This is a genomic window from Pseudomonas sp. B16120 (genome assembly GCF_044218845.1).
Lineage (GTDB): Bacteria > Pseudomonadota > Gammaproteobacteria > Pseudomonadales > Pseudomonadaceae > Aquipseudomonas > Aquipseudomonas paracarnis.
In genome coordinates this window covers 1,972,107-1,993,704 of sequence record NZ_CP162588.1, presented here as the reverse complement: position 1 = coordinate 1,993,704, position 21,598 = coordinate 1,972,107, and the positions used below count along the sequence as shown (strand labels likewise).

The 21,598-nt window shown below is 59.7% G+C and carries 22 protein-coding genes and 3 pseudogenes; 14 read left to right on the top strand and 11 right to left on the bottom strand.

Annotated elements, in window-relative coordinates:
* Positions 1 to 35: 35 nt before the first annotated feature.
* Positions 36 to 1,262, bottom strand: a complete 1,227-nt coding sequence (gene glp, locus AB4P90_RS09530) for a gephyrin-like molybdotransferase Glp (protein WP_073453039.1) — start codon at positions 1,260 to 1,262, stop codon at positions 36 to 38.
* Positions 1,246 to 1,785 carry a molybdenum cofactor biosynthesis protein B gene (gene moaB / locus AB4P90_RS09525; protein WP_014717696.1) on the bottom strand — a complete coding sequence of 180 codons (540 nt, stop codon included), beginning with the start codon at positions 1,783 to 1,785 and terminating at the stop codon, positions 1,246 to 1,248. Before moaB ends, glp begins: the two co-directional genes overlap by 17 nt.
* Before the next feature lie 76 nt (positions 1,786 to 1,861).
* Between moaB and mobA the strand changes: the two genes are divergently transcribed.
* Together mobA and AB4P90_RS09515 are read left to right on the top strand one after the other, a co-directional pair.
* Positions 1,862 to 2,464, top strand: coding sequence for a molybdenum cofactor guanylyltransferase MobA (mobA, locus tag AB4P90_RS09520; RefSeq protein ID WP_073453087.1), 603 nt, complete (start codon positions 1,862 to 1,864; stop codon positions 2,462 to 2,464).
* A 79-nt stretch (positions 2,465 to 2,543) separates the two neighbouring features.
* Positions 2,544 to 2,765, top strand: coding sequence for a YgdI/YgdR family lipoprotein (locus AB4P90_RS09515; RefSeq protein WP_003189935.1), 222 nt, complete (start codon positions 2,544 to 2,546; stop codon positions 2,763 to 2,765).
* Between the two features lie 55 nt (positions 2,766 to 2,820).
* On the opposite strand, the gene AB4P90_RS09510 is transcribed toward AB4P90_RS09515, so the two are convergent.
* From AB4P90_RS09510 to AB4P90_RS09500, 3 genes are all read right to left on the bottom strand, one after another.
* Positions 2,821 to 3,711 (bottom strand): pseudouridine synthase, encoded by an 891-nt coding sequence (locus AB4P90_RS09510; RefSeq protein ID WP_014717693.1) that lies wholly within the window; start codon positions 3,709 to 3,711, stop codon positions 2,821 to 2,823.
* Positions 3,712 to 3,780: 69 nt separating this feature from the next.
* Positions 3,781 to 4,116 (bottom strand): hypothetical protein, encoded by a 336-nt coding sequence (locus AB4P90_RS09505; protein WP_003189932.1) that lies wholly within the window; start codon positions 4,114 to 4,116, stop codon positions 3,781 to 3,783.
* 74 nt (positions 4,117 to 4,190) lie between these two features.
* Positions 4,191 to 4,427: a glutaredoxin family protein gene (locus tag AB4P90_RS09500; RefSeq protein WP_014717692.1), complete on the bottom strand. Its 237-nt coding sequence runs from the start codon at positions 4,425 to 4,427 to the stop codon at positions 4,191 to 4,193.
* A gap of 173 nt (positions 4,428 to 4,600) precedes the next feature.
* Here AB4P90_RS09500 and AB4P90_RS09495 point away from each other — a divergent pair, with 173 nt between their 5' ends.
* Entirely contained in the window at positions 4,601 to 6,331 is a 1,731-nt protein-coding gene (locus tag AB4P90_RS09495; RefSeq protein ID WP_147475157.1) for a monovalent cation:proton antiporter-2 (CPA2) family protein, read from the top strand.
* Here AB4P90_RS09495 and AB4P90_RS09490 read toward each other — a convergent pair.
* A complete protein-coding gene (locus AB4P90_RS09490; RefSeq protein WP_014717690.1) occupies positions 6,318 to 7,526 on the bottom strand; it encodes an ammonium transporter in 1,209 nt (402 codons plus the stop codon). The genes AB4P90_RS09495 and AB4P90_RS09490 overlap by 14 nt on opposite strands.
* A gap of 345 nt (positions 7,527 to 7,871) precedes the next feature.
* On the opposite strand from AB4P90_RS09490, the gene AB4P90_RS09485 reads away from it, so the two are divergent.
* The 6 genes and pseudogenes from AB4P90_RS09485 to AB4P90_RS09460 all read left to right on the top strand — a co-directional run.
* Positions 7,872 to 8,186 (top strand): YqjD family protein, encoded by a 315-nt coding sequence (locus AB4P90_RS09485; RefSeq protein WP_003189926.1) that lies wholly within the window; start codon positions 7,872 to 7,874, stop codon positions 8,184 to 8,186.
* Between the two features lie 2 nt (positions 8,187 to 8,188).
* Positions 8,189 to 8,593: a phage holin family protein gene (locus AB4P90_RS09480; protein WP_005786473.1), complete on the top strand. Its 405-nt coding sequence runs from the start codon at positions 8,189 to 8,191 to the stop codon at positions 8,591 to 8,593.
* Positions 8,590 to 8,931: a hypothetical protein gene (locus AB4P90_RS09475; RefSeq protein WP_014717689.1), complete on the top strand. Its 342-nt coding sequence runs from the start codon at positions 8,590 to 8,592 to the stop codon at positions 8,929 to 8,931. Before AB4P90_RS09480 ends, AB4P90_RS09475 begins: the two co-directional genes overlap by 4 nt.
* Before the next feature lie 165 nt (positions 8,932 to 9,096).
* On the top strand, positions 9,097 to 10,428 hold the full coding sequence (locus AB4P90_RS09470) for a deoxyguanosinetriphosphate triphosphohydrolase (protein ID WP_014717688.1): 1,332 nt from the start codon (positions 9,097 to 9,099) through the stop codon (positions 10,426 to 10,428).
* 168 nt (positions 10,429 to 10,596) lie between these two features.
* Positions 10,597 to 10,998, top strand: coding sequence for a response regulator (locus AB4P90_RS09465; RefSeq protein WP_014717687.1), 402 nt, complete (start codon positions 10,597 to 10,599; stop codon positions 10,996 to 10,998).
* A 249-nt stretch (positions 10,999 to 11,247) separates the two neighbouring features.
* Positions 11,248 to 11,763: pseudogene (locus tag AB4P90_RS09460) on the top strand (response regulator); the annotation flags it as partial.
* Positions 11,764 to 11,771: 8 nt separating this feature from the next.
* Here the strand turns inward: AB4P90_RS09460 and AB4P90_RS09455 are convergent.
* On the bottom strand, positions 11,772 to 12,734 hold the full coding sequence (locus AB4P90_RS09455; protein WP_004577240.1) for an IS30-like element ISPpu17 family transposase: 963 nt from the start codon (positions 12,732 to 12,734) through the stop codon (positions 11,772 to 11,774).
* 95 nt (positions 12,735 to 12,829) lie between these two features.
* Here AB4P90_RS09455 and AB4P90_RS09450 point away from each other — a divergent pair.
* Both AB4P90_RS09450 and AB4P90_RS09445 read left to right on the top strand, forming a co-directional pair.
* Positions 12,830 to 12,943 (top strand): annotated as a pseudogene (locus AB4P90_RS09450) (LuxR C-terminal-related transcriptional regulator); the annotation flags it as partial.
* A gap of 8 nt (positions 12,944 to 12,951) precedes the next feature.
* Positions 12,952 to 16,587 (top strand): transporter substrate-binding domain-containing protein, encoded by a 3,636-nt coding sequence (locus AB4P90_RS09445; protein ID WP_275968491.1) that lies wholly within the window; start codon positions 12,952 to 12,954, stop codon positions 16,585 to 16,587.
* A 70-nt stretch (positions 16,588 to 16,657) separates the two neighbouring features.
* On the opposite strand, the gene AB4P90_RS09440 is transcribed toward AB4P90_RS09445, so the two are convergent.
* On the bottom strand, positions 16,658 to 17,140 hold the full coding sequence (locus AB4P90_RS09440; protein ID WP_014717684.1) for a GAF domain-containing protein: 483 nt from the start codon (positions 17,138 to 17,140) through the stop codon (positions 16,658 to 16,660).
* Positions 17,137 to 18,027, bottom strand: coding sequence for an ATP-binding protein (locus AB4P90_RS09435; RefSeq protein ID WP_019820351.1), 891 nt, complete (start codon positions 18,025 to 18,027; stop codon positions 17,137 to 17,139). The genes AB4P90_RS09440 and AB4P90_RS09435 overlap by 4 nt, the downstream gene beginning before the upstream one ends.
* A gap of 164 nt (positions 18,028 to 18,191) precedes the next feature.
* On the opposite strand from AB4P90_RS09435, the pseudogene AB4P90_RS09430 reads away from it, so the two are divergent.
* The 3 genes and pseudogenes from AB4P90_RS09430 to AB4P90_RS09420 form a co-directional block, all read left to right on the top strand.
* Positions 18,192 to 19,652 (top strand): annotated as a pseudogene (locus tag AB4P90_RS09430) (ATP-binding protein); the annotation flags it as partial.
* Positions 19,631 to 19,855, top strand: a complete 225-nt coding sequence (locus tag AB4P90_RS09425) for a DUF2486 family protein (protein ID WP_370706063.1) — start codon at positions 19,631 to 19,633, stop codon at positions 19,853 to 19,855. The pseudogene AB4P90_RS09430 and the gene AB4P90_RS09425, both read left to right, overlap by 22 nt.
* A 325-nt stretch (positions 19,856 to 20,180) precedes the next feature.
* Positions 20,181 to 20,501, top strand: a complete 321-nt coding sequence (locus tag AB4P90_RS09420; RefSeq protein ID WP_371360400.1) for a response regulator — start codon at positions 20,181 to 20,183, stop codon at positions 20,499 to 20,501.
* Between the two features lie 21 nt (positions 20,502 to 20,522).
* Here the strand turns inward: AB4P90_RS09420 and AB4P90_RS09415 are convergent, their stop codons facing one another.
* Entirely contained in the window at positions 20,523 to 21,008 is a 486-nt protein-coding gene (locus tag AB4P90_RS09415) for a glutathione peroxidase (protein ID WP_014717681.1), read from the bottom strand.
* Positions 21,009 to 21,155: 147 nt separating this feature from the next.
* Positions 21,156 to 21,548 carry a peptide-methionine (R)-S-oxide reductase MsrB gene (gene msrB, locus AB4P90_RS09410; RefSeq protein ID WP_014717680.1) on the bottom strand — a complete coding sequence of 131 codons (393 nt, stop codon included), beginning with the start codon at positions 21,546 to 21,548 and terminating at the stop codon, positions 21,156 to 21,158.
* Positions 21,549 to 21,598: the final 50 nt, after the last annotated feature.

Here is a 21,598-nt window from a genome sequence, read left to right as displayed (position 1 = left end):
GCTGGCTTGCCTGCTCCCACATTTTTGATCTGTGTTCAGTTCAGGACTTCGCTCAAAGGAATGAAGTTGACCCGGTCGCCGATGGCCAGCGTGGTGCCTTCCACTACCTCCACAAAGCCTTCAGCCCACGCCGCACTGCGCAGCACCCCGGAGCTTTGGTTGCGGTAGATGATCGCCTTGCCCTGTTCGATCCGCCCGCGCAGGTACTCGCGGCGGTTGCCGGGCTTGGGCCAGACGAACCCTGCCGGCACTTCGAAGCGCAGCGGCTGCACCTGCAGCACACCTTGACGGCGCAGCAGATACGGGCGCGCCAACAGCGCAAAGGTCACCAGGGTCGAGGCCGGGTTTCCCGGCAGGCCGATCACCGGCACGCCACGAAAATGCCCGAAGGTCAGCGGCTTGCCCGGTTTGATCGCCAGTTTCCACAGCGCCAGCTCACCCTCTTCCCGCAAGGCAATGCCAAGGAAGTCCGCTTCGCCCACCGACACACCGCCGGTCGAGAGGATCAGGTCAACGCTGCCCAGCCCCGCCAGGCGCGCGCGGGTCTGTTCCAGATCATCCGGTAGAATCCCGGCATCAATCACTTCGCAGCCCATGCGCCCAAGCCAACTGCACAGCACGCGGCGGTTGCTGTTGTAGATCTGCCCAGGGCCGAGCGGCAACCCTGGCTCGATCAGTTCATCGCCGGTCGACAACACGGCCACGCGCACGCGCCGCACCACCTCGAGACGATCACGTCCAAGAGACGCGGCCAAACCGAGTTCGATAGGGCCCAGGCGGGTACCGGCACTGAGTACGGTCTCGCCGACCGTGGTCTCTTGGCCCTGAGGCCGGATGTTGTCGCCCATCTGCAATGGCTCGGTGAAACTCACGCGCTGGTCGGCATGCACCACGGCGTTTTCCTGCATTTGCACGCAGTCAGCGCCTTGGGGCACCGGCGCGCCGGTAAAGATGCGTGCGCAGGTGCCGGCCGCCAAGGGTTCAGGGGCAGTGCCGGCGAAAATCCGCTGGCTCACCACCAAGGGTTCGCCGGTCCAGTCCGCCAGGCGCACGGCGTAGCCGTCCATGGCACTGTTGGGCCACGGTGGCAGGTCGAGTGTGGAGATCAGATCCTGGGCCAATACCCGGCCATCACACTCAGCCAGGGACAGTACTTCCTCCTCGCGGATCGGCGCGGCGGCGGCCATGTCGAGCAAACGTTGCAGGGCTGCCTCCACCGGCATCAGGGCGCCGGTCTTGCCGGGCTTATCCACGGGATTCACAAGGTTCTGCCTGCTTCAGATGCGGGACGAAATTGCACGGGCGGTGACGGTTATCCAACTGCTCGGCGAGGATGCCGTCCCAACCGGTGCGCACGGCATTGGTGGAGCCTGGCAGGCAGCACACCAGGGTGCCGTTGGCCAACCCCGCCAAGGCGCGCGATTGTACGGTGGAGGTGCCGATATCGGCCACGGATATCTGGCGGAACAGCTCGCCAAAACCATCGACCTGCTTGTCGAGCAGGCAGCTCACTGCTTCAGGGGTACTGTCGCGACCGGTGAAGCCGGTGCCGCCGGTAATCAGCACCACCTGCACCACGTCTTCAGCGATCCAGTGGGCCACCTGGGCGCGAATCTTGTAGAGGTCGTCCTTGAGCAGCACGCGCTCGGCCAGGCGGTGGCCGGCGGCGGTGAGGCGGTCGACGAAGACCTGGCCGGAGGTGTCAGTCTCCAGGGTGCGGGTGTCGCTGACGGTCAATACAGCAATATTCAGGGGTACAAAGGGCGCATCGGCCTTGGCTTTCATGGCACGGTCCGGTTGTCGAAGGAACAGCCCGGTGTTATATCACAGGCCCCTGTTTCCCTGCCGCAGCGCAACCACCATGACGTTTGAATTTTCCTCACTGCCGTGTTCGATCCTATTGCTCGCCGGTGGTCGCGGCCAACGCATGGGCGGCCAGGACAAAGGGCTGCTGGAATGGCAAGGCCAGCCCTTGATCGCCCACCTGCACCAGTTGGCCCGGCCGCTCACCGATGACCTGATCATCTCGTGCAACCGCAACCATGAACGCTACGCGCCCTATGCCGACCAGCAGGTGAGTGACGACAACCCGGACTTCCCCGGCCCGCTGGCCGGTATCCGTGCGGGACTCTTCGCCGCACGCCATGCGCATCTGCTGATATTGCCTTGCGATGTGCCGCAGGTCGATGCGCGACTGCTGGCCGACCTGCGTGCGACCGCACGACGCAACCCGCAGATACCGGTGATGGTGCGCCAGGGTGAATGCTGGGAACCCTTGCTGTGCATCATTCCCACAAGCCTGAAAAACCAGGTGGAAGAGGCATGGCAAGCGGGTGAGCGCAGCCCGCGCAAGCTCTGGCTGCAACTGGGCGCGGTGGCCGTGGAATGCCCGGCCGATGACCCACGCCTGGCCAATCTTAATACGCCCGAGCTGTTGCACCCCGGGGCTGGCATGTCAGAATGAACCCTGCACAAGGAACTTTGCCGGCGTCCCGTACGTCACAAGGTCAGCAATTTAAAAGTATTCTCTCGGAGACAAACTCATGACTCAACGGACCATCGCCGCTCTCATGCTTGCACTGGGCCTCGCCACCCTCGCCGGTTGCGCCTCGCCAACAGTGATCACCCTGAATGACGGTCGCGAAATCCAGGCCGTCGACACCCCGAAATACGATGAAGATTCGGGCTTCTACGAATTCGAACAACTGGACGGCAAGCACACCCGTATCAACAAAGATCAGGTTCGCACCGTTAAAGACCTGTAAGCTTCAGCGCTTGCACACAAGGCCCGCCTAGCGCGGGCCTTGTTGTTCCTGGGGTTTACCAGTCCAGGGTGATCTGGCTGCGGAAGCTGCGTTGTTCACCGCTCACCGGGTCGATAAAGCGCACGCCCTGGGCCAGCAGCTTAAGTGGCTTGGCGTAATCGTCCTCGGCATCCTTGATTACTTCGGGGTAAAACGGGTCATTACAGATGCTTGCCCCCAGCGCCGTCATATGCACGCGCAACTGGTGCTTCTTACCGGTCACCGGGAACAGGCCGTAGCGCCATAGATCAGCGTTTTTCTCGCGCACTTCTACCGCCGTCTCGGTGTTGCTGGCCCCCGGCCCTTCCTGCATGCGAAAGAAAGGCTCGCCATCCACCAAACGGCTTTTGTGCACCAACGGGAAGCTGAGGTGCGGCAAGGCCGGTGCGATGGCTTCGTAGAATTTGTCGATACGTCGTGTGGGAAACAATTGCTGATAGGCCGAACGGCTGTGCGGGTTGGCGGAGAACAGCACCAACCCCGCCGTATGCCGGTCGATGCGGTGCAGAGGCACCAGGGCGGGATTGTCCAGGCGCCGGATCAAGCGTCGCAACAAGGTGTGTTCGACGTACTCGCCAGCGGGTGTCACTGGCAGGAAATGCGGTTTGTCCGCCACCACCAGGTGTTCATCGGCGTACAGGATGTTTTCCTGCACCGGAATCACTTTCTCGTTGAGCACTTCGCGAAAGTAATAGATGCACAGGCCTTCCTTGTAGCCCAGGCCCAGGCTGATCGGGTTGCCATTGACATCCAGCACCCGGCCGCGGGCAATGCGGTCCAGCCACTGTTCGCGGCCAATGGCCGGGAAGTGTGCGCACAGGCAATCGAGCACTGTCACCCAGGAGCCCGGCGGCAAGTACAGGGTGCTGGCTTGGTGCTGGGAGGGGGAAAAAACCAAAGTGGACATGCCGACGCTCAAAGCCTGGAAAACAGGCGGGCATTATCGCCCATGGCGCGCGATTGCCTAGGGCCTATCTCAGGCCTTGGCCAGTTGAGCCCGCAGCACCGGCGAGGCGCTCGCCGCCTCGGTGAATTCCTTGAGCCAGCGCAGCACGTCCACCGCTTCCCAACGGCCTGGGTCATACAGCGCGTAGAGCAAGCCCTGATAACCCACCACATCCAGCTGCTTGTGATAACCGGCGCGCTGGAACAGCGCCTCGATTTCCGCGAAGCAGGTGTTGAAATGCACTTTGTTAAACGGCGTCTTGCCTTCCGTGACCAAGCCATCGAGGCGCAGTTCGTTCACCGCGTCACGCACCACATCGGCGGACATGCGATTGACGCTGCTTTTAAGTTGTTCAACATTCACCACGGGCGTTCCCTCTATTCAATCGCTGTACGAATATACAGTAACTGAATATTTGAAAAGCCGCCATCGCATAAATCTCAGCGCAGGAAGGCAACCACCTGCTCGGTGTCGAACGGCCAGTCCAGTTCCGCCCCGGTGTCCGTGCGGCGAAGCACCGGAATCCGCAGGCCGTAGACGTCTGTCAGGTCCTGCGGATCGGTGATATCCACCAACTCCACCAACAGCCCGTGTTCGACGAGCGGCATGACTTCGGCTTCGGCGATCTCACACAAATGGCAACCCAGGGTGCCGAACAGCTGGCATTCAGGAAGCATGATGAAAGGACTCGGTCACAAAACGAATCTCCATTCTAAGCCCAACAAGCCCCTTGTAGGAGCGAGCTTGCTCGCTCCTACGGTACAAAAAGCCTGACCCAGATCACCATGGCCTATAACTGGTTCAGCGATTCTCGCGGCTTTTTGCCGCTCACCCTGCAACGGAGATGCCTGTGTTCGCCAACCTGCTGATTATTCTGGCTTCATCCCTGGTGGTGATTGCGTTGTTTCGCCGGCTGCAGTTGCCTCCCGTGCTGGGCTACCTGTGCGTGGGCCTGGCAGTGGGGCCCACCGCGCTGGACTGGGTCAATGACAACGAAGACCTGCCGGACCTGGCCGAGATGGGCGTGGTGTTCCTGCTGTTTTCCCTGGGGCTTGAGTTTTCCCTGTCGAAAATGTTGGCGCTGCGCAGCGTGGTATTTGGCCTGGGCAGCCTGCAGGTGCTGGGGTGCGGGGCATTGCTGGGCGCTTTGTTGATGAGCTTTGGCCTCGCGCCTGGCATCGCGTTATTGCTGGGCGCAGGGCTGGCGTTATCGTCCACGGCCATTGTCAGCAAGGAATTGACCAGCCTCGGGGAAATCTTCAGCAGTCATGGCCAGAATGCGATAGGCGTGTTGCTGTTCCAGGATGTCGTGGCGGTGTTGCTGCTGACACTGGTGCCGGTGTTTGCCGGCAGCAGCGACCAAGCCTGGTACTGGGCGCTGCCGTTGACGCTGGCTAAGACCGTGGTGCTGTTCGTGGGCCTGTTGTTCGCCAGCCGCTGGTTGCTGCCGCGCCTGTTCCGTGAAGTCGCCGCGTCTCATTCGGCGGAGCTGTTTGTGTTGCTGGCGCTGGTGATTGTCTTGCTCACCGCCTGGCTCACCCACCTGCTGGGCCTGTCCCCTGCCCTCGGCGCGTTCCTGGCCGGCATGCTGCTGGGCGAGAGCCATTACCGACACCAGATCGAAGCCGATATCCGCCCGTTTCGCGACATCCTGCTGGGGCTTTTTTTTGTCAGCATCGGCATGCTCATCGATCTGCAGTTGTTCGTCAGCCACAGCCTGTTGATCCTCGGCCTGACGCTCACGTTGATGCTGGTCAAAGGCATGGTCGTCGCGGCGCTGGTCAAGTGGCGTGGCAGCGACACCGAAACGGCCTGGCGCAGCGGCCTGGCACTGGCCCAGGGCGGCGAATTCTGTTTTGCGCTGATGGCGCAGATGCAGCAGAGCCGGTTGATTCCCGATGAGTTCAACGGCCTGCTACTGGCTGCCACCTTCTGCTCAATGCTGCTGACACCACTGCTGTTACGTGCGGCACCGGCCATCGCCCTGCGCCTGCATCGCAAGCCCAACCAACAAGTGCAACTGGAACACATCACCGCGCTCAACGCCCAACTGCATAGGCACGTGGTGATTTGCGGGTATGGCCGGGTAGGCCAGTCCATCGGGCGCTTTATGCGCCGCGAACAACAGGCGTTTATCGCCCTGGATGATGACCCCGAACGGGTGCAGGAAGCCGCCACCGAGGACAGCAGCGTGCATTACGGCGACTGCCGCCGTGGCGCTTTGCTCAGCGCCGTCGGCCTGGAACGGTCGCGGTTGGTGGTGATCGCGGTGGACAACAGCGATGTCGCGCTGGTGGTGCTCAAGGAGGCACGGCAGATCAACCCTGACGTGCCGATTTTGGTGCGCACCCGCGATGACAGCCAGTTGGCTGAGCTCAAGGCCGCGGGCGCCAGCGAAGTGGTGCCCGAGCTGTTGGAGTCGAGCCTGATGCTCGCCTCCCATGCCCTGATCCTGCTGGGTCTGCCGGACCAACAGGTGCAGGCGCGAGTGAACGAAGTACGGCGCAACCACTATCGCCTGCTGCACGGTTTCTACCCACCGGAACACACTGACGAAGACGCGCCGATCAGTCCTGACTGACCGCGCCGATTTTGTGAATCGACAGGTCTGCGCCGTAATACTCCTGCTCCTGGCTCAAGCGCAGCCCTTGCACACGCTTGATCACACCGTACACCAGCAAGCCGCCGCCAAACGCCACGGCCACGCCCAACCCGGTGCCGATCAACTGGCTGATCAGGCTCACGCCGCCCAGCCCACCGAGGGCGGCCTGCCCGAAAATACCGCAGGCAATACCGCCCCACACACCGCACAAGCCATGCAATGGCCACACGCCCAGCACGTCATCGATCTTCCAGCGCGACTGGGCAGCGATAAAACACCATACGAACAAGCCACCAGCCACCACGCCCGTGACCAGCGCGCCCACCGGGTGCATCAGGTCGGAACCGGCGCAGATTGCCACCAACCCGGCCAAAGGACCGTTGTGCAGAAACCCAGGATCGTTACGGCCAATTACCAGAGCAGCCACGGTGCCACCGACCATGGCCATCAGCGAATTGACGGCCACCAGGCCACTGACGCCATTGAGGGTTTGGGCGCTCATCACGTTAAAGCCGAACCAGCCCACGATCAAAATCCACGACCCCAGCGCCAGGAAAGGAATGCTCGACGGCGCAAACGCCACCAGACGCCCTTCACGATAACGCCCATTGCGCGGGCCCAGCAGCAACACCGCCGCCAGCGCCAGCCAGCCGCCCATGGCGTGAACCACCACGGAACCGGCAAAGTCGTGGAAGCTGGCACCAAAGGTTGCGAGCAGCCAGGCTTGCAGGCCAAGGTTGCCGTTCCACACCAGACCTTCGAAGAACGGGTAGATAAACGCCACGATCAACGCGGTGGCACACAGCTGCGGCGCAAACTTGGCACGCTCGGCAATCCCACCGGAAATGATCGCCGGAATCGCCGCGGCAAACGTCAGCAGGAAGAAAAACTTCACCAGGCCGTAGCCATGATCGGCGCTGATCACGGCGGCCGGTTGCAGGAAGCTCACACCGTAGGAGATCCAATAGCCTATAAAGAAATAGGCCAGCGTTGAAATCGCAAAATCACTGAGGATTTTCGACAAGGCGTTGACCTGGTTCTTCTGGCGCACCGTGCCAACCTCAAGGAAGGCAAAGCCGGCGTGCATGGCCAGCACCATGACCGCGCCAATCAGAATGAACAAGGTGTTGGAACTGTGGACGAGGGTGTCCACCGCGCTTTGCAAGTTTTCCATGGAGGTTGGCAGGCCTGCATCAAGGCAAAAAGCACCAAAGCGGTTCAAGCCAGGGTTTCGCGCACTAAATTGGCACCGCCGGCCTCGCCCTTCTTCAGAGGGCGTGAACCGCTTTAGCGCAGCGATCAACACAACAGGCCGTTGCCGACAGGGTTTTTCCGCGAAGTTAAGTGATTTAGGGTAAGGTTTTTCAAGGTTTTCACCTCGACCGCCCGGATTCAGCGCAGGCTCCAGGGCCTGCGCACCAAGGCAAAGCAAAAGCTGTACCACACAATTGCAGTGAACCTTCAGCGAACGCCGCGACTCGAAACCACACGTACAGATCAGCTACCCACGGAGATAACCATGGCCGGTAAAACAGCAAAGACTGCTCAAGAGATACTGATGGAGGATTTTCAAACCCTGGTCAGCGATACCGAAAAGCTGCTGGACGACACTGCCGTGCTGGCCGGTGACCAGGCTGACGAGCTGCGCACCAAGATCCACGAGAGCCTGCTCAAGGCCCGCGAGACCCTGCAACTGACCGAAGACTCATTGCGCGAGCGCGGCCAGGCGGCGATCACTGCCACTGAAGACTACGTGCAAGCCAACCCATGGCAGTCAGTCGGCATTGCTGCCGGCGTAGGTTTTTTGATCGGTCTATTGGCTACAAGGCGCTAACCATGTCTATCGGCGAATCCAGCTCATCCACGAGCGCACATTCCTCAGCAAGCGGTTCAACTTCCCGACGCCTGGGCGCAGCTGTGCTGGGCTTGCTGCACAGTCATGTCGAGTTGTTCGGCATTGAATTACAAGAGCAAAAGGCCCGTACCGTCAGCCTGTTGCTGTTTGCCGGCCTGGCATTGGTGTTTGCCCTGCTGTTGCTGGTGGGCTTGTCGACGCTGGTGATGATCCTGGTGTGGGACACGGGCTATCGCCTGACCGGCATCATCTGCCTCTGCGTGTTCTATAGCCTGGCCGCTGCGTTCTGCGGCGTGCGCTTGAAGGCGGCGGTATTCGATGAGTCCACGCCCTTCCATGCCACGCTCGAAGAACTGGCCAATGACCGGGAGCGCCTGCTGCCATGAGCATGACTGAGATCCCGCAAAATACGTCACGCCGGGAAATGCGCAAAGCCTTGATCCGCCTGCGCATGGAAATGCACCGCCAGGAAATCCGGCATGAGTCCCAACAACTCATGGCGCCCCTGCACAAAATGCGCAATATGCGCCACAACTGGCAGGACAGCCTGGGCATCAAGCACGCGCCGTTGTGGGGCGTGGCGGCGGTCACGCTGATGGGCTTCTTTACCGGCAAGGGCGCCAAGGGCGGCAGTATCAGCAGCATCACGCGCCTGGTGCGGCTGGGTGCCGGGTTGATCCCACTGATCAAGTTGGCCATGCAAGGCGCTTCGCGCAAAAGCTGACCTTCGAAAGCCAATGACCGCAATGACCAGACACCTGCTGGTCATTGCGGTTTTTTGCGCTGCCTGTTAATTGATACTGACGCGGCCGACCGCTGGATTCGCTTGCCCCATAAAGGCCGAACCGGGAAGCTGGCGCTGTCATTCACCCTACGGAGAGCCTCTGCCTTGGATTGGCCCACCCTGTTGACCCGCGAACGTCTTGGAAAACCCCTGCACAGCCCTGAAGAACTGGGCCGCAGTCCCTTTCACAAAGATCACGACCGCATTATTTTCTCTGGCGCGTTCCGGCGCCTGGGGCGCAAGACCCAAGTACACCCGGTGACGAGCAACGACCATATCCACACACGCTTGACCCACTCGCTGGAAGTCAGCTGCGTGGGGCGCTCCCTGGGCATGCGCGTAGGCGAAACCCTGCGCGGCGCCCTGCCCGACTGGTGCGACCCGAGCGACCTGGGCATGGTGGTGCAATCGGCCTGCCTGGCCCATGACATCGGCAACCCACCGTTCGGGCACTCTGGCGAAGACGCCATTCGCCACTGGTTCCAACAGGCCGCCGGGCGCGGCTGGCTGGATGACATGAGCAGCGCCGAACGCAATGACTTCCTTAACTTCGAAGGCAATGCCCAGGGTTTTCGGGTGCTCACCCAACTTGAATACCATCAGTTCGACGGCGGTACGCGGCTGACCTACGCCACCTTGGGCACTTACCTTAAATACCCCTGGACCGCCCGCCACGCCGACTCGCTGGGCTACAAGAAACACAAGTTTGGCTGTTACCAGAGCGAGCTGCCGATTCTTGAGCAAATCGCCCACAAGCTGGGGTTGCCTCAGTTGGAGGAACAACGTTGGGCGCGTCACCCGCTCGTGTATCTGATGGAGGCCGCCGACGACATCTGCTATGCGTTGATCGACCTGGAAGACGGCCTGGAAATGGAGTTGCTGGAGTACGCCGAAGTCGAGTCATTGCTGCTGGACCTGGTCGGCGATGATCTGCCACAAACCTATCGCCAACTGGGGCCAATGGACTCGCGCCGCCGCAAGCTGGCGATCCTGCGCGGCAAAGCCATCGAGCACCTGACCAACGCAGCGGCGCAGGCGTTCGTCGAACAACAGGACGCCCTGTTGGCCGGCACGCTGCCGGGGGATCTGGTGGAGCACATGCACGGCCCGGCAAAGCGCTGCGTGCTGGATGCCAAGGACATGGCGCGCAAGAAAATCTTCCAGGACAAGCGCAAGACGTTGCATGAAATCGGGGCCTACACCACCCTGGAAATCCTGCTGAACGCCTTCTGCGGCGCGGCCCTTGAACAACATGGCGGGCGCACCCCGTCGTTCAAGAACCGGCGCATTCTCGACCTGCTAGGCAATAGCGCGCCAGACCCCGCCTGGTCACTGCACGCCTCGTTCCTGCGGATGATCGACTTCATCGCCGGTATGACCGACAGCTACGCCACCGAAATGGCACGAGAAATGACCGGGCGCTCCGGCCCCCAATAACGACTTCATCAGGCAACCTGTTCCCTGAAGCGAATTGCCCTACGACGGGAACAGAGCGGCCTGATCGAATTCGTACAGACACTCGAAGAATAATCACGCGCGCTCCCAACGGACCAGCCGAGTCATTCCTACTGCCCCCATCGACGCTTGCCTTACTGTGTGCTCTTTATGCCCAGCTATTCTCTCCGTATTCTTTTGGTGGAGGATCACCCCTTTCAACTCCTGGCCACCCAATGCCTGCTCAGAAGTTTCGGCTTCGACCAACTGACCGCGGTGGAAAATGCCGAGCAGGCCATACGCGCGATGAGCCAGTCCGAACACCCTTTCGACCTGATGTTATGCGACCAATGCCTGCCAGACCTGCCTGGGCTTGAACTGGTGGAAATCGCCAGCCGCCGACGCTTCATCAGCAGTGCCATCCTGTTGAGCGGCTTACCTACGCCAGAACTGGTCAACCTGACGACACAAGCCGCGCAACGAAATCTCCCCCTCCTTGGCTATTTGCCAAAACCTTTGAACAAAGATGATCTTGAAATATTAATCGGCTTAACTTTCGACCCCCTCATGTAGGATTTTAAACATTCCTTTCAACGAAAATAGATACGAGGCCCGCCGTAAATTCCCCAGCCTTGCGTCTTGTCATGATCGACCTCGAAACGCTCACATGCCTTGTCACGATTACCTAACAACTTGTAGGTCTATACCTTTTTAAATGTAGGAACTTTCCTGTTCTGCATCTACTCCTTGCGAGCTTCATACTGCGGACTCACCTTCTGAGCTAATGTGCCCGCTTTATCTGCACCTGCATGGAATGTGACTATGAACTCAGTTTTTATTATCGACGACCATCCCGTTATCCGGCTTGCCATTCGAATGTTGCTGGAACATGAAGGTTACAAAGTCGTCGGCGAAACAGATAACGGGTGCGATGCCATACAGATGGTGCGTGAATGCCTTCCAGACTTGGTGATTCTCGACATCAGCATCCCGAAACTTGATGGCCTTGAGGTGCTCTGCCGGTTCAACGCCATGAACACCTCGATGAAAACCCTGGTCCTCACGGCTCAATGTCCGACGTTGTTTGCCACGCGGTGCATGCGCTCGGGGGCAGAGGGCTATGTGTGCAAGGAGGGTGACCTGAGCGAGTTGCTGAGCGCCATCCGCGCGGTGCTATCCGGCTACAACTACTTCCCCAGCCAGGCCTTGAATGGCCCCGGAACGGAAGGCATGGATGCTCAGGAGCTGGAACTGTTCAAGACCGTCAACGACCGGGAGCTGATGGTGCTGCAACTGTTTGCACAAGGTCGCACTAACAAGGAAATCGCCAAAGGTATGTCCTGAATTCAACACATAAGTGCAACGCTCACCCCTGTATGCACTTCGTACGGCGTCTTCCAGCCCAAGCGCTTGCGCGGGCGTAGATTGATCCTCGCTACTGTCCGATTGACGGCTTCGACGGTCAGCTTGCTGAAGTCGCTGCCCTTGGGGAAATACTGGCGGAGCAGACCGTTGGTGTTTTCATTGGTGCCACGTTGCCAGGATGAATAGGGGTCTGCAAAAAAGACCTGGCACTGGCTCCGTAGCGCGATGCGTTCATGCCCGGCAAACTCCCTTCCGTTATCCAGCGTCAGCGTGTGAGCGGCATGGCCCTGAAGCATCAGATTGATCGCCCGCGTTACCTGCCGGCGCGTTCTGCGCTTGACCGGATAGGCGCTCAGATAGCCGCTTTTGCGATCAACCAGGGTCACCAGGTTACCGCCCAGTCCATGTACCGTATCGCCCTCCCAGTCCCCCAGGCGCTCGCGGCTTTCGACCTCGGCTGGGCGTTCACTGATTGACACGCGATTACGCAGCTGCCCGCGCCGATCGTGGCTTCCATAGCGTTTCCGGTAGCGCTTTCGGCGATGTCGCAGATAGGTATAAAGCTCACCACCGGCGCGCTGTTCGGCGGCAATGAACCGATAAATCCACTCATGGCTGACCGCCCGGCTTGGCTGCTCCTGCTTCAACCGCTGGGCGATCTGCTCCGGACTCATGCCATGCTTGAGCCACACCGGGAGATGATGGCTGAGCCATGTCGCCGGCTTGCAAAACTTGCGCGCACCCGCTCGACGAGCATCACTTTCATGGGCCGCAGAAACAGCCTTGTAGATATTCTGGGTGCTGTTGCGGCGAACCTCGCGACTGATCGTCGAGGGATGCACGCCGACCCGCTTTGCAATGCTCGCCTGGCTCTCTGCGGCGCTCAAGCCAGCCTCAATCTGGTAACGTTGTCCCTGAGTCAGCTGCCGGTAATGCGTAGTCATCTGCGCTTGAATCCTTCGGTGTGAGAGCCTGGATTCTACCGGTGGCTGGCTCTCTGCCTCTCGTTTCAAGCGTTGCGCTTATTCTATGAATTCAGGTGTTCCTGAGTAACAAGACCGTCAGTACTTATAAGAAAAGATTAATGCAAAAACTCCAAGCCAAATCCTTGGTCGACCTCATCGAGTTGGCAAAACGAAACGCGCTAGTGTGAGAAAGCGGATGCCCAGGCGTATAAAGGACTATCTGATTATATTAAGTGCCGGTTTGTACTTCAGCACAACTGTGCTGGCAGAGCACCAAACCAGCCCGGAACGCTTCACCCTCTTGAGTCGTGCGGGAGCTGTACAACTGGACACTCATTTTGACAAGGCCCAGCGCCAGTGGCTGCATAACAAACGTGAACTAACGCTGGGTACATCCAGTCCTGACTATCCACCCTTTGACCTCACGTCCAGCGGACATGATTATGAAGGCCTTACCGCCGATTACGCGGGATTGCTGGCCAAGGCACTCTCCCTGCCCATCACTGTGATGCGCTACCCGTCCCGGGCGGCTGCCATTCGCGCCCTGGAAGCCGGGGAAATCGACTTGTTGGGCTCCTCCAACGGCTTTGAGGCTGCAACGCCGAATCTGATCCTCTCCGAACCCTATGCGGTAGACCAGCCAGTCCTGGTCACACGCGAGGGAGAAACCCGCAGCCTCAGTGAAGGCCTCGACGGGCTGCGCCTGAGCCTTGTCTATCACTACCTGCCGCTTAATGAGGTGGAAAAGCTGTACCCCAAGGCGATCATCCGCGCCTACCCCTCTTATCAGAATGCCTTGAATGCAGTGGCCTTCGACCAGGCGGATGTGTTTCTCGGTGACACCATTTCCACCCATTACATGATCAACAAGGGCTACCTCAAAAACATTCGCATGGCCAACTTCGGCAAGCATGAAGCTTATGGTTTCAGCTTTGCCACGCGTCAGGACAACCGGATGCTCTTGAGCATTGTCGATTCAGCGCTGGCTTCGGTGCCCATCAATGAACGGGAGAGCATCGCCAAGCGTTGGAGCGCCGGCAGCGATATCCTGCTGACCGACAAGAAACTGCAACTGACCCAGCGCGAAGAGCGTTGGCTCAAAGACCACCCGGTGGTGACGGTCATCGTCAACGAAACCTTCGCGCCACTGACATTTTTCGATGCGGACGGCAACTTTCGCGGGATCACCGCGGACCTGCTGGAATTGATCCGCCTGCGCACCGGCCTGCGTTTTTCGGTACAACGTGGGCGCGACGTCAACGCGATGATCGACCAGGTCGCGACCCAGAAAGTCGATATGATCGGGGCCATCGTTCCCAGCAACGAGCGAGACCCACAACTTAATTTCAGCCGCCCTTACCTCGAAAACTCCTATGTGCTGTTGACGCGCAAAGAGCCAGGAGCGCCGTCGAACATGGAGCAAATGGCCGGAAAGCGCCTGGCGATAACCCAGGGTAACCCCTTGGCCGCAACCTTGACCAAGGACTTTCCTGAGATTCACCTGGTGGAAACCAGTGATACATTCAGAGCATCCGAGCTGCTCGCACAGGGACAAGTAGATGGGGCCGTGAACACCCTGGTGATCGCCAACTACTTCCTGTCTTCCCAGGTTTTCCAGGACCGCCTGCAAATCAGCGCCAGCATCGGCACCACCCCCGCAACATTCACCCTGGCCACCTCGCGCCAAGCCACGGAGTTGAGCTCGATCCTCGACAAGGCCCTGCTCAGCATTGCCCCGGATGAAATGGGCGTGATCAACAGCCGCTGGCGGGGCTACACCGCCGCGTCCGACAGTTACTGGCGAAACTATCATCAGTTGATCGCGCGCATCATCATCGGCACCGGCCTGTTGCTGTTGATTTCCTTGGCCTGGAACGCCTACATGCGGCGCCAGATCAAGCATCGAAAAATGGCCGAACGCGCCCTCAACGATCAGTTCGAGTTCATGCGCGCGCTGGTCAATGAGACGCCGCATCCGATCTACGTGCGCGACCGCAATGGCCTGCTGCAGACCTGCAACGACAGCTACCTGCAGGTGTTCGACGTCAAGCGTGAAGACGTGATCGGCAAAAGCGTGACCCAGATGAGCATGGCCCTGGAGTCGGAGGCGGCCCAGTACCATGCTGACTATCTGCGCGTGGTGGCCGAGGGCAACCCGCTGATCCTCGATCGCAGCCTGCATATCCACGACAGGAAACTGACCATCTACCACTGGATCCTGCCTTACCGCGACTCCACGGGTGAAGTCCAAGGCATCATCGGTGGCTGGATCGATATCAGTGACCGACGCCAGCTATTCGATGAACTGCGCGCCGCCAAGGAGCGTGCCGACGAGGCCAATCGCGCCAAGAGCACGTTCCTGGCCACCATGAGCCACGAGATTCGCACCCCGATGAACGCCGTGATCGGCATGCTCGAACTGACGCTCAAGCGCGCCGATCAAGGGCATCTTGACCGTCCGGCAATCGAAGTGGCGTACAACTCGGCCAGAGACCTGCTGGAACTGATCGGTGACATCCTCGACATCGCGCGTATCGAGTCGGGCCGCCTCAGCCTGGCGCCGGAGCGCGTGAACCTGCGGGAGGTCATTGAATCAGTGGTGCGCGTGTTCGACGGTCTTGCACGGCAAAAAACCCTCAGCCTGCTGCTGGAGTTCAAGCCCGACCTTAACGATATCGAGGTGCTGATAGACCCGCTGCGCTTCAAGCAGGTGCTCTCGAACCTTGTGAGCAACGCGATCAAGTTCACCGAACAGGGGCAGGTCAAGATCAAGGTTGAACTGCAGCCTACCCAGGCACCGGAGCAGATCGAGCTGAAACTGGTGGTGGAAGACACCGGCATCGGCATCAGTCGGGAGGACCAACTACGCCTGTTCGAACCCTTTGCGCAAGCAGACAATTCCGGGCAACTGGCCCGTAGTGGTGCGGGCCTGGGGCTGGTGATCTGCCGCAGCCTGTGCGCGATGATGGGCGGCCAACTGAGCCTGAGCAGCGTGCCCATGGTGGGCACCCAGGTGCACGTCAACCTGAGCATGCCCCGCTTGCAAGCGGTCCAGCCGGTAGGTGACCAAACGCCGCAAAAGCCGGCTACCGCACTGATGCTTAATGTACTGGTGGTCGACGATCACCCGGCGAACCGCCTGCTGATGTGCCAGCAGCTGGGCTACCTGGGCCATAAATTCACCGCTGCCGAGCACGGTGCGGCGGGGTTCCAGGCCTGGCGTAAAGAGCATTTCGACTTAGTGATTGCCGACTGCAATATGCCCATCATGAATGGCTATGAACTGAGTCGCTCAATCCGTGAGTATGAGCAGCGCGAGCAATTGGTGCCCTGCGTGGTACTGGGCTTTACCGCCAACGCCCAGCCAGAGGAAAGGCAACGGTGCGTGCAAGCCGGCATGGATGACTGCCTGTTCAAGCCCATCAGCCTTACCGTGCTGGAGCGCCAACTGACACACATTGTCCCTAAAGCCGTGCACCCACGGCTGGACCTCGAATGCCTGGAAGCGCTGACCGGCGGTGATCCCCACTTGAGTCGACGCTTGCTGGAGGAACTGCTGAGCAGCAGCCTTCACGACCGCCAGCTGCTTATCGAACTGCTGGATCGACACGCGCCCCCCTCAGAAATCATCGAGCAAGCTCACAAGATCAAAGGCGCGGCCCGTATCGTGCAAGCCCACTCATTGGCGGGGCAATGCGAAGCCTTGGAGCAAACCTGCTCTCGCAATGAGGAGTGGGCGGTGATCGAAAGCGGCATCAAGGCCCTGGAACAACTCATGCTGGAATTGGAAAAGATGTTGCAGGTTCAGCTGGATGAGCTGCCTGGCCAATAAGTGCAACAGCCGGTAGACCAAGGAACGAGCAAACGCGCTCCTTGCGCTACCGGCATAAACACCCGCCGCTTCAGCAGTCGGTCAATCGCAGGAAAATCGCCGCCAAGCGCTCGATCCCCACCTGGTCCTGGGGGGTAAACCGGGCCAAGGACGGGCTGTCGAGGTCAAGGACGCCAATCAATTGACCGTCCTTGACCAAGGGCACCACCAATTCACTGTTCGAAGCGCTGTCGCAGGCAATATGGCCTGGGAATGCGTGCACATCTTCCACGCGCTGGGTTTGCCGCGTTGCCGCAGCCGCACCACACACGCCACGACCGAACGGAATGCGCACACAGGCGATTTGCCCCTGAAATGGCCCAAGCACCAGCTCTTCATTGCGATTAAGGTAAAAACCCGCCCAGTTCAAGTCATCCAGCTGGTTGAACAGGAACGCGGAAAACTGCGCACTGTTGGCAATAAAATCGCGTTCATCAGCCAACAGCGACTCCAGTTGCGCGCACAGCATGGCATAGCCATCAAGGCCGCTGCCGGCCTGTTGTAGATCGATCATGGTTGACGTTCCAGCAATTTGAGACCTACCCAGTAACGGGCGAATTGATAGGCACACCGACCATTGCGGTTGCCGCGCCCAGTGGCCCAGCGTACCGCGAGGACATCAAGCTGTTCATCGCGCTGCCACTGCAAGCCGGCCTTGCTGGCCAGCTCACCGATCCAGTGCTCCACCACATCCAGGAAATGCTCCTGGCTAAACGGGTAGAAAGACAACCACAAACCAAAACGATCCGACAAGGCAATCTTGTCTTCAACCGCCTCGCTCGGGTGCAACTCGCCATCCACGCGTTTCCAGTTGTCATTGTCGCTCTGGTTTTCCGGCACCAGATGGCGACGGTTGGACGTGGCATACAGCAGCACGTTTTCCGGCGCCTGCTCCAGGGAGCCATCCAGCACGCTCTTGAGCACCCGATAGTCACCTTCGCCGGCCTCGAACGACAGGTCATCGCAAAACAAAATAAAGCGTTGTGGTAGCTTGATCAGTTGCTCGACCACCCGCGGCAGGTCCGCCAGGTGGTCACGCTCGATCTCGATCAAGCGCAGGCCCGCGTTGGCGTGCTGGGCGAGCAAGGCACGGACCATGGAAGACTTGCCGGTGCCACGCGAACCCCACAACAGCGCATGGTTGGCGGGCAAACCGTCGAGGAACTGTTGGGTGTTGCGCGCCAGTTGTTCACGTTGCTTGTCGACACCTATCAGGTCCGACAAGCGCATGTCCAGGCTGACCTCCAGCGGCAACAGGAAGCCATTGCGGCCTTCGCGCTGCCAACGGGCGGCGAGGCATTGGTTCCAGTCGATCGCTTGGCGCGGTGCGGGTAACAACGGTTCCAGGCGAGCCAGCACCGCATCGGCACGCTCAAGAAAGGCATTCAATCGAGAATCCACAGCTATTCCTCTGGCAAGTTCTTGCAAAAGATGGCGTATTGGCAACCCTGCGGCACACTGCATGGGCTGCATCAAACAAACGATTCATGCCGGGCAAGCCAAAGCTTGTGGATGTTCAGCTATGCTTGCCGGGCGAAGGGAAACGCTAAGTGGTTCAACACTCGATGGATATCAAGTTCGCCCACCGCTTGTCTTATAAACAAGCCAGATTGACTGTGCTGGTCGGTTTCGTGTTGGGAACCTTGCTCAGCCTGATCCAAATCGGCATTGATTATGCCAGCGAAGACGCATCCATCAACCGTGAAATACGCTCACTGATTGAAATCAGCCATAACCCGGCGTCACGCATCGCCTACAACATCGATGCCGAACTCGCCCAGGAACTGACCCTGGGCCTGCTGCACTCCCCTGCCATCATCCGCGCGCAGTTGATCGACAACAATGGCGTGGTGCTGGCCGACGTCAACCGCCCGCGCAAAGAAAGCAACTATCGGCCCGTCAGCGATTTTCTGTTTGGGGCCAATCGCCAGTTTGAAGACCGGCTGTTTCTCAGCCATATGCCCAACGACTCCCTGGGTGTGCTACGCCTGGACGTCGATACCTATGCCTTTGGCAGCCGTTTCCTGCATCGCGCCGAGATCACCCTGCTCAACGGCTTCGCCCGCAGCCTGCTGCTCACCGGGATTTTGCTGGGCCTGTTCTATGTGATGCTCACCCAACCGCTGGTGCGCATTATTCGCGAACTGAGCACACGCAAACAGGCGCGACTGGATTGCCCCGCGGGGCATGAACACGATGAAATCGGCGTGCTGGTCAATGTCGCTAACCAGCAATTTGAAAACATGGAAACCGAGATCCAGCAACGGCGCCACGCCGAAGACCGCCTCACGGAGTACCTGGGCCAGCTGGAAAATATCGTTTCGGCGCGCACCCTTGAACTCAAGGCCAGCAACCAACGCTTGAGCCAGTCCAACGATGAGCTGGAAGCAGCGAAAATGACGGCGTTGGGCATGGCCCAGGCGCGGGCGGCATTCCTGGCCAATATGAGCCATGAAATCCGCACGCCACTCAATGGGCTGCTGGGCATGATTGCCCTGTCACTGGACAGCCCGCTGACTGCCGAACAGCGCCAGCAACTGTCCATTGCCCATGACTCAGGTAAAGTGCTGGTGGAGTTGCTCAACGATATCCTCGATCTGTCCAAATTCGACGCTGGGCAACTGGAGCTGGAGCATATTCCGTTCGACCTGGGCTCCCTGGTGGAGGACACCGCCAACCTGCTGTCGCAAAACGCGGCGCCGAGTGTTGAGTTGACCTGCCTGATCGACCCGCGATTTCCCGCCCAGGTGATCGGCGACCCAACCCGTGTGCGGCAAATCGTCAGCAACTTGCTCTCCAATGCCTTGAAGTTCACCCGCTTTGGCCGCGTCGACGTGCGCCTGCGCGCCTCGGCAGGCAGGGTCAGCATCGAAGTGTGCGATACCGGCATTGGTATCGCTCAGGAAGCCCAAGTGAAAATTTTCCAACCATTCACCCAGGCCGGCGCTGGCATCACCCGCCAGTTTGGTGGAACGGGATTGGGCCTGGCGTTGACCCATAACCTGTGCGAAGCCATGCAAGGTCGTTTGAGTATCAGCTCGGAGGTGGGCTTTGGCAGCCAGTTCTGCGCCGACCTCCCGCTGCCCGCGCATCTGCCTGCCACACGCTATGCACCGCTCACCGGCGAGGTGATCGCCATCACCAACGCCGGCGGCGGGCTGACGGAGCTGCTCACCACCCTGCTACCCTCTTGGGGGCTGACGCCGCGCTGCTACTCCCAGGACGATGATCTGAGCGGGCTGGCGCCCGACCTGTTGATCACCGACTGCCCTGAATGCCTGTTCCGCTTGCGCCCGGGCATCAGCGCGCCGATTCTGCTGGTCACCGCCTACGGCAACTTTTTGCCCAGCGCTGAAGTCGCGGCCCTGGCGCCGCTGCAGCAACAAGCCCGCCCGTTGAGCCGCAACGCGCTGTACCAGATCCTGCAACGCAACCTGCGCAGCGACGCGCAACTGGTCCTCGATCCGGTGCAGATAGAAGCCGCACCGCTTGCGCACCGCGCGCGCATCCTGCTGGTGGAGGACAACGCGGTCAACCAACTGGTGGCCAAGGGCATGCTCAGCAAGCTCGGGTGCGAGGTGATCGTCGCGGCCCACGGTGGCGAAGCCCTCAAGCTGCTGGAGGATCAGCGCTTCGATATGGTGTTGATGGACTGCAACATGCCCGTGATGGATGGCTATGAGGCCAGCCGACAGATTCGTCGCAGCGGGCGGTGGCCGGACTTGCCCATCGTGGCCTTGACCGCCAACGCGATGGCCGAAGAACGCGAGCGTTGCCGGGCCGCGGGAATGAACGATTACCTGGCCAAGCCGTTTCGCCGGGAAGAACTCAACGCCTTGCTGGAGCTGTGGGTACCGAAGACCATCAGCCTCTGAGGGGTACCCGCAATGCTTAGGTCATTTGAGCAGGGCTTCGATCTCCTGGGTCAAGTCCTGGGGCTTGGTGGTTGGCGCAAAGCGCTTGACCTGCTGGCCATCACGGCCGATGAGGAACTTGGTGAAGTTCCACTTGATGTTCTTGGAACCCAGTAGTCCCGGGGCCTGTTTTTTCAACTGCACGAACAGCGGGTGGGCATCGCTGCCATTGACGTCGATTTTCTTGAACAGCGGAAAACTGACGCCGAAATTCAGCTCGCAGAACTCGGATATCGCGCCTTCGTTGCCCGGTTCCTGCTTGCCGAACTGGTTGCAGGGAAAGCCGAGCACCACCAGGCCCTGGTCCTTGTATTGCTGCCAAAGCTGCTCAAGGCCCTTGTACTGCGGGGTGAAGCCGCATTTGCTGGCGGTGTTGACCACCAAAATGGCCTTGCCGGCAAAATCGGCCAAGGTCTTTTGTTCACCCTTTATGGTGGTGCAAGGGATGCTCAGCAGGGAGTCGCTCATGGCAATGCCTCAGTCAGGAAAAAAGAGCCTTATTTTAGGAGCGAGCTTGCTCGCGAAAAACCATCAGGCGCCGCGTTCATTCAGGAAGCCCGCGTTATTGTTGACGTTTTTCGCGAGCACGCTCGCTCCTGCAGGGACCATGCAAGCCTAGCGCGGCACCAGCTCCAGGCATACCGAGTTGATGCAGTAGCGCAGGCCCGTCGGCGGCGGACCATCCGGGAACACATGCCCCAGGTGTGCGTCACACTTGGCACAGGTGACTTCGGTACGAATCATGCCGTGGCTGACATCGCGGATCTCGACCATCGCGCTGTCGGCAATCGGCTCATAGAAGCTGGGCCAGCCACAGCCGGAATCAAACTTGGCCTTGGAATCGAACAGCGGCTCGTTGCAGCAGATGCAGTGGTAGACGCCGTCGGTCTTGGTGGCGTTGTACTTGCCGCTGAACGGTCGCTCGGTACCTTTGAGACGGCACACGTTGTACTGCTCCGGATCGAGCATCGCCTTCCATTCATCTACAGTTTTCTGCAACTTTTCCATCGGTACACCTCGGCAACTGAAAAACCCTGATCTGTGTCTTTTCCATGGAT